The organism is Pseudomonas sp. R62 (genome assembly GCF_000257605.1).
Classification (GTDB): Bacteria; Pseudomonadota; Gammaproteobacteria; order Pseudomonadales; family Pseudomonadaceae; genus Aquipseudomonas; species Aquipseudomonas atacamensis.
On sequence record NZ_JH635998.1, the window covers coordinates 1,548,054 to 1,554,274 of the forward strand.

5 protein-coding genes are annotated in these 6,221 nt (G+C 60.8%); 1 reads left to right on the forward strand and 4 read right to left on the reverse strand.

The window, feature by feature from the left end; genetic code table 11:
• The 3 genes from OQK_RS31095 to OQK_RS08235 form a co-directional block, all read right to left on the reverse strand.
• Window positions 1-831: N-acetylmuramoyl-L-alanine amidase (locus tag OQK_RS31095; protein ID WP_038860745.1), on the reverse strand; the 831-nt coding region annotated here is incomplete at its 3' end.
• Window positions 832-1,302 (reverse strand): tRNA (adenosine(37)-N6)-threonylcarbamoyltransferase complex ATPase subunit type 1 TsaE, encoded by a 471-nt coding sequence (gene tsaE / locus OQK_RS08230; protein ID WP_016771950.1) that lies wholly within the window; start codon window positions 1,300-1,302, stop codon window positions 832-834.
• Window positions 1,290-2,789 carry a bifunctional ADP-dependent NAD(P)H-hydrate dehydratase/NAD(P)H-hydrate epimerase gene (locus tag OQK_RS08235; protein ID WP_016771951.1) on the reverse strand — a complete coding sequence of 500 codons (1,500 nt, stop codon included), beginning with the start codon at window positions 2,787-2,789 and terminating at the stop codon, window positions 1,290-1,292. Before OQK_RS08235 ends, tsaE begins: the two co-directional genes overlap by 13 nt.
• Before the next feature lie 63 nt (window positions 2,790-2,852).
• Between OQK_RS08235 and queG the strand changes: the two genes are divergently transcribed.
• Entirely contained in the window at window positions 2,853-3,953 is a 1,101-nt protein-coding gene (gene queG / locus OQK_RS08240) for a tRNA epoxyqueuosine(34) reductase QueG (RefSeq protein ID WP_016771952.1), read from the forward strand.
• 56 nt (window positions 3,954-4,009) lie between these two features.
• On the opposite strand, the gene OQK_RS08245 is transcribed toward queG, so the two are convergent.
• A partial coding sequence (locus tag OQK_RS08245; RefSeq protein WP_162098723.1) for an RHS repeat-associated core domain-containing protein occupies window positions 4,010-6,221 on the reverse strand: 2,212 nt, incomplete at its 5' end.

Consider the following 6,221-nt stretch of genomic DNA (forward strand, 5'->3'; position numbering starts at 1 on the left):
CGTAGCGCCACGATCAGAGAGGGCGAACACCGACGCACCGAACGCGGCTGCGGACGGCGCGGCGTCGGCGTGGATCGAGACGAACAGGTCGGCGCCCTTCTTGCGGGCGATTTCGGTACGCCCGCGCAATGGAATGAAGTAGTCGCCGGTACGGGTCAGCTCGGCGCGGAAGCCTTTCATGCCGTTGACCTGACGCTGCAACTCGCGAGCGATCTGCAGTACCACGTCTTTCTCACGCTGGCCGCGCGAACCGGACGCGCCTGGGTCTTCGCCACCGTGGCCGGCGTCGATCACCACGATAATGTCGCGTTTGCCGGCCGGGGCTGGCGGCAGCTTGATCGCCGGTTCGGTCGGGGTCACCGGCACTGCCGGCACGGTCGCCACCGAAGGTGTCGGGGCCGGCGGCGGCGCGGCATCGGCCGGGTTGTCGAACAGATCGACCACCAGACGGTTGCCGTACTGCGCGTTCGGCGCCAGCGAGAAGCTTTTCGGAGTGACGGCTTTTTTCAGGTCGATGACCACGCGCAGGTCGGTCGGGGTGCGCTGGGCCGAGCGCATCGCAGTGATCGGCGTGTTCGCGGTCTGCACGTTCAACGGCGCGCCGAGGGTGGCGCCGTTTATGTCGATCACCAGCCGGTCCGGCGCGGTCAGGGTGAAAACGCTGTGCTGCACCGGGCCGCTGAGGTCAAAGACCAGTCGCGTGTTGTCCGGCGCCCGCCACAGGCGCACGCTGTTGACCTTTGAATCGGCCACAGCGTTGACGGTTACTGCCATCAACATCAGTCCAGCGGCAGCCACCAACGCGCGAAAGCGCATACCAAACCCCATCATTTAATTGGATTCCAATGCCAAAGCGGCACACCAGGCCTCGCCACGCGAGCCCTGGGCTAAAATTTTCAGCGAACGCCCGCTGTCTTGCGGGCTAATGGTAATGGTCAGGTCGGGCTTTGGCAAAAAGCCTGCACCTTTATCGGGCCACTCGATCAGGCACAGGGCATCGTCTTCGAAGTAGTCACGGATGCCGAGAAACTCCAGCTCCTCGGGATCGACCAGGCGATACAGGTCGAAGTGGAAGGCACGAATGTCGCCGATCTCGTAGGGCTCGACCAATGTGAAGGTCGGACTCTTTACCGCGCCAACATGCCCCAAACCGCGAATGATGCCCCGCGACAGGGTGGTTTTGCCCATACCCAGATTGCCTTCAAGAAAAATCAGGCCATGGCCCTGGGTGACGCGGGCGATCCGTGCGCCAAAGTCGCTCATCGCCTGTTCATCGGCCAGGTACAGGGTTACTTCAGACACGGTGCTTGCTCCTCCAACAACTGACGAATGGCTGGAATCAGATCACTGGCCGCCAGCCCACGGCCGAATTTGCCTTGTTGCATACCCGCGTTGGCGTGCAGCCAGACGGCCAGGCATGCCGCATCGAACGCGTCCATGCCTTGGGCCAGCAATGCGCCGGTGAGACCGGCCAGCACATCACCCAACCCGCCCGTGGCCATCGCCGGATGGCCCTGATGACAGAGGGCCAGACGTCCGTCTGGATGGGCGATCAGACTGCCGGCACCTTTCAGAACCACTACCGCTGAATACTTTTTGCTCAACGCCAGAGCAGCGGCCGGGCGATCGGCCTGCACCTCGGCGGTACTGATGCCAAGCAAGCGCGCCGCTTCACCCGGATGCGGGGTGATCACGCAATCCTTGGGCAACTGGACAAAATCGCTGGCCAGCAGGTTCAACGCGTCAGCGTCCCACACCTGCGGCAATGGTGCATTGGCGGCAGCCGACAGCAGGGCACGGCCCCAACTGGCCTGACCGAGGCCCGGCCCGACCACCAATACCGAAACCTTTTCCAGCAGACCCATCAGTTGATTGGCTGACGAGGTGCCGAGCGCCATCGCCTCCGGCACCCGAGTCAGCGCCGCCGGCACATGCTCTGCGCGAGTTGCCAGCGAAACCATGCCCGCGCCGCCGCGCAAGGCCATTTCCGTGCTGAGCAGAATCGCTCCGCCGAAACCGTGATCGCCGCCGATCAGTAACACATGACCAAAGCGCCCCTTGTGCGAGGTCGGCGCACGCGGCGCAAGTGCTGGAAGATTAGCGGCGCTCAGGCGTTGAGCGCAGACCGGAATGTCACTGAAAATTTCGTCGGTGGCTTGCAAGTCGTTGAACACCAGTTCGCCGATATGATCCGCCGCGTCGCCGGTCAACAGCCCGATCTTCATAGCAATGAATGTCACCGTTAGATCGGCGTGGACCGCGACGCCCAGTTCACGCCCGGTATCGGCACATAGCCCTGACGGAATATCGACCGCCGCTACCGGCAAGCCGCAGGCGTTGATCGCCTTGATCGCCGATGCATAGGGCTCACGCACTTCGCCGCTCAGGCCAGTGCCGAGCAAGGCATCGAGGACGACACCCCGCAGCTCGCTTTGCCCCTGCCAGCCTTGCACCACAACACCGTCAGCTACGGATTTGGCATGGGCCAGTGAGGCATCGCCCTGCAAACGCTGCGGATCGCCGACGGCGAGAACGCGCACCGTCCAACCGGCCCGCAGCGCCAGCCCGGCCACCAGATAACCGTCGCCAGCGTTGTTGCCGTGCCCGGCGAGCACCGTCAGTTCGTTCGCTGCCGGCCACTTGCGCACCAGTGCGCGCCACGTCGCGCGGGCGGCGCGTTGCATCAATTCGAAGCCCGGCGTGCCGGCGGCGATCAGCCGCGCGTCGAGTTCGCGCACCTGCGCGGTGCGGTACAGCGCGTCGGGTAATTCATCTTTCGTCTGCGGCATGCGTCTTCGGGCTCCGATGTCTGGCAGAATTATACGCACCTCAGCTCCGGTTTCTCTCGCCTCATGTCCGCCATCACCACAGACCTGCCCGCCCTCGCCCAATCGATCAAGGATTGGGGCCGCGAGCTGGGCTTCCAGCAAGTCGGCATCAGCGGTCTGGACCTGGCCGAGCACGAGCAGCATCTGCAACGCTGGCTTGAGGCCGGCTATCACGGCGAAATGGACTACATGGGCGCCCATGGCAGCAAACGCTCGCACCCCGACGAGCTGGTGCCGGGCACGTTGCGCGTGGTTTCCCTGCGCATGGACTACTTGCCGGGCGATACCGAAATGGCCAAACGCCTGGCTGAACCGGAAAAGGCTTACGTGTCGCGTTATGCCTTGGGCCGCGATTACCACAAATTGATCCGTAAACGTGTTCAACAATTGGCCGACAGGATCCAGGCAGAGATCGGCCCGTTCGGTTTCCGTGCCTTTGTCGACAGCGCACCGGTGCTGGAAAAAGCCATCGCCGAGCAAGCCGGGCTGGGCTGGATCGGCAAAAACACCCTTGTACTGAATCGCAAGGCCGGCAGCTATTTCTTCCTCAGTGAGTTGTTCGTCGACCTGCCGTTGCCGGTGGATGAACCGCACAGCAGCGAACATTGCGGCCGTTGCACTGCGTGTCTGGATATCTGCCCGACCAACGCCTTCGTCGGCCCCTATGTGCTGGACGCGCGGCGCTGCATTTCCTATCTGACCATCGAGCTGAAAACCGCGATTCCCGAAGAGTTGCGGCCGTTGATTGGCAATCGCGTGTTTGGCTGCGACGATTGCCAGATCGTCTGCCCGTGGAACCGTTTCGCCCGGCCGACCGGGGAAAACGATTTCAAGCCACGGCACAATCTGGATAACGCACAGTTGGCCGAGTTGTTTTTGTGGGATGAAGAGAAGTTTCTAAACAGCACCGAAGGTTCGCCATTGCGGCGCGCCGGGTATGAGCGCTGGTTGCGCAATCTGGCGGTGGGACTGGGAAATGCGCCTTCAACGATTCCGGTGCTGGAAGCATTGAAGGCGCGACGGGATTATCCGTCAGAGTTGGTCAGGGAACATGTCGAGTGGGCACTGGAACGGCACGCCCGCCGCGAGCTTGCGAAACCGGCGAGCGCGATGTTCAAGTCGTAGCCGGACCTTGAGTGTTCCTGCTTTCGCTTTGTATCGTTTCGCTGCGTGTTCCAGGCTTACCCTTTCTTTTTTTCCTTTAAATGACCACCCAGCTGTTTGATGACCGCGATCCTCTCCTTAGCGTTTTCGGTCATATATATTCGGTCTCCTTGCGACAGATAGAGATGCATCGACTTAGATGCTGAGCCGGATGGACCATACATTGGCGTGTATTCGGCATGAATCAGCGCTGCAGAGGACGTCGGGGAGTTACCCGCCTCAATGTGCTGCATGAAGGTTTCGGCCTTTTCAAGCAAGCCCGTAAGCCCCCTTTTCTCAAGAACGTTATTTTTGGGGTCGACCCTGACGAGTGACCATGGTTTCTCGGCCTCTTCCTGAACGGCCGCGCTGGCCTTCGCCTTCGCCTTGGCCGCCGCCTTGTTTCCCTTACCCTTGATCATGCCTCGGGCCATCTCTTGACCCGCTGCTTTGGAGCCTTTACTACTCAGGCCCTGCTTGAAGGCGCCAGCCAGTTTCCTGCCAGCATTGATGCCCGCTTTGGCACCAGCTGCCAGCCCTGCCCCCACCGAAGCCAGCCCAAGACCAAAACTGATCCAGCCCAATATCTCGCCCGCTTGAGAACCCGGTGCGAGTTCATTGACCACCTCGCTGGCAATACCCGCCAGGCCCGAAGCAACCGCCAGCCCCAGTGCCGTCACTGCCCATGGGGTTGCCGCACCCATCGTCACCACGCTGGCAACAATCCCCAGAATACTCAGGCCGATGCCCAGGATCGATTGCCAGGAGACATGCCCGGTAGGGTCAACCCGATTGACCGGGTCGCCCAGGCAATAACTGTAGGCATTCAATCCGCCCGCACCGAACGGACTCATGCTATCGGGGGAAAGAAAACGCATCAGTGTCGGGCTATAGGCCCGGTAACCGTTGCCCAGCAGATACAGCCCGGTAACCGGATCCAGCTGTTCGCCGTTGAACCCCGCCAGGCTGAACAATCCGCCGTCGGCAGGACGGTGCCCATAAGGACTGTAGGCGCAATCGGTGAGGTGCTCCTTACCCAGTGTTGCCAGCACGCTTTGCTGTTGATCGGTGCCAAACAGCTGCGCGCTGGCGTTCAGACCGAGTTGCCGCTGTCCCACAAGCGTGCCACCGTGACGCACGACACTGGATGAATTTTCACCACTGACCTCATTGGCGACCCGGCCTGCGTGGTAATAACGCTGCACAGTCGCCTTATCAGGTTGCGACAGTTCAACCAGATCGTCGAAACCGTCGTAATGGTAACCACGGAACACTGATCCCCCCGCGTCGGACAATTGCTCAAGACGTCCGAACGCGTCATAGGCCAGCGTTCGCGCCTGGTCGTCCTTGATCATCCTGCCGTTGGCGTCGTATTCCAGCGTCACTGCTGGTGGATAGTCGACATGGGAATGTTTGACTGCACTGAGCTGTACCGGATCGGGATTGTCATAACTGAAGGTGGTCAGATTCACGCCCAGCGGGAACTTCGTCTGCACGGCAAGAAGGTTGTCCAGCGCATCGAAGGTGAACGTCTGCTGGATAATTTCCTTGCCATACGGGTCGCGGGGCTTTTGGGTGCCAGCACAGTCGTACTGGATCAAGCGCCCGCGCACGTCGTAGGTGAACTGTTCATCACGTAAGAGTTGAGTGCCACGTCTGGACACTTTCTGCGCCAGTTTGCCAGCCAGCGAGTAAGTCGATTCGAGGGTCTGGTCAGGCTGCCCCTGAATCTCGAATGTACGCCGGGTTTCACGACCGATATCGTCATAGGCGAACCGGGTGATCATCTGACGCTTGATCGAGGTGTCTTCGGTTTTCGTCCACTCCAGCATCCCCGTCCGGGCGTTGTAGTGGAACTCGGTTGTCAGCAAGCCTTGCGAGGCGGATAGAAGGCGGCCGAACTCATCGTATTCAGATCTGTTGTCGGTACCGAGCACATCAACGTGGCTGATCGGTCGCCCCTGCAGGGACCAGTTACTGGACGTTGCTTTCGTGACAGCGCCGAAGGTCGTCGTTTCGGATTTCAAGCGCCCGGAAGGGTGATAGGCAAAGCTGCGGCTCCTGCCGCTTTCGGTACAGGTCAAGGGTTTGCCACTGACGGGGTCATAGGTCATGGTTGTGACCAAGTCCTCTGCCTTGCGCTCAGTCAGCAAACCGCCCAGTTCCCGCAAATAAGTGAATTCGGTTTTTTTGCCATCAGCACTCTTGTACCACTGTGGCTGAGTGAAGCCCGCTTCATAACCAGCCTCG

Excerpts from the sequence above, each read along its gene's own strand:
- OQK_RS08235 (WP_016771951.1), bottom strand. The coding sequence starts at position 2,789 with ATGCCGCAGACGAAAGATGAATTACCCGACGCGCTGTACCGCACCGCG.
- queG (WP_016771952.1), top strand. The coding sequence starts at position 2,853 with ATGTCCGCCATCACCACAGACCTGCCCGCCCTCGCCCAATCGATCAAG.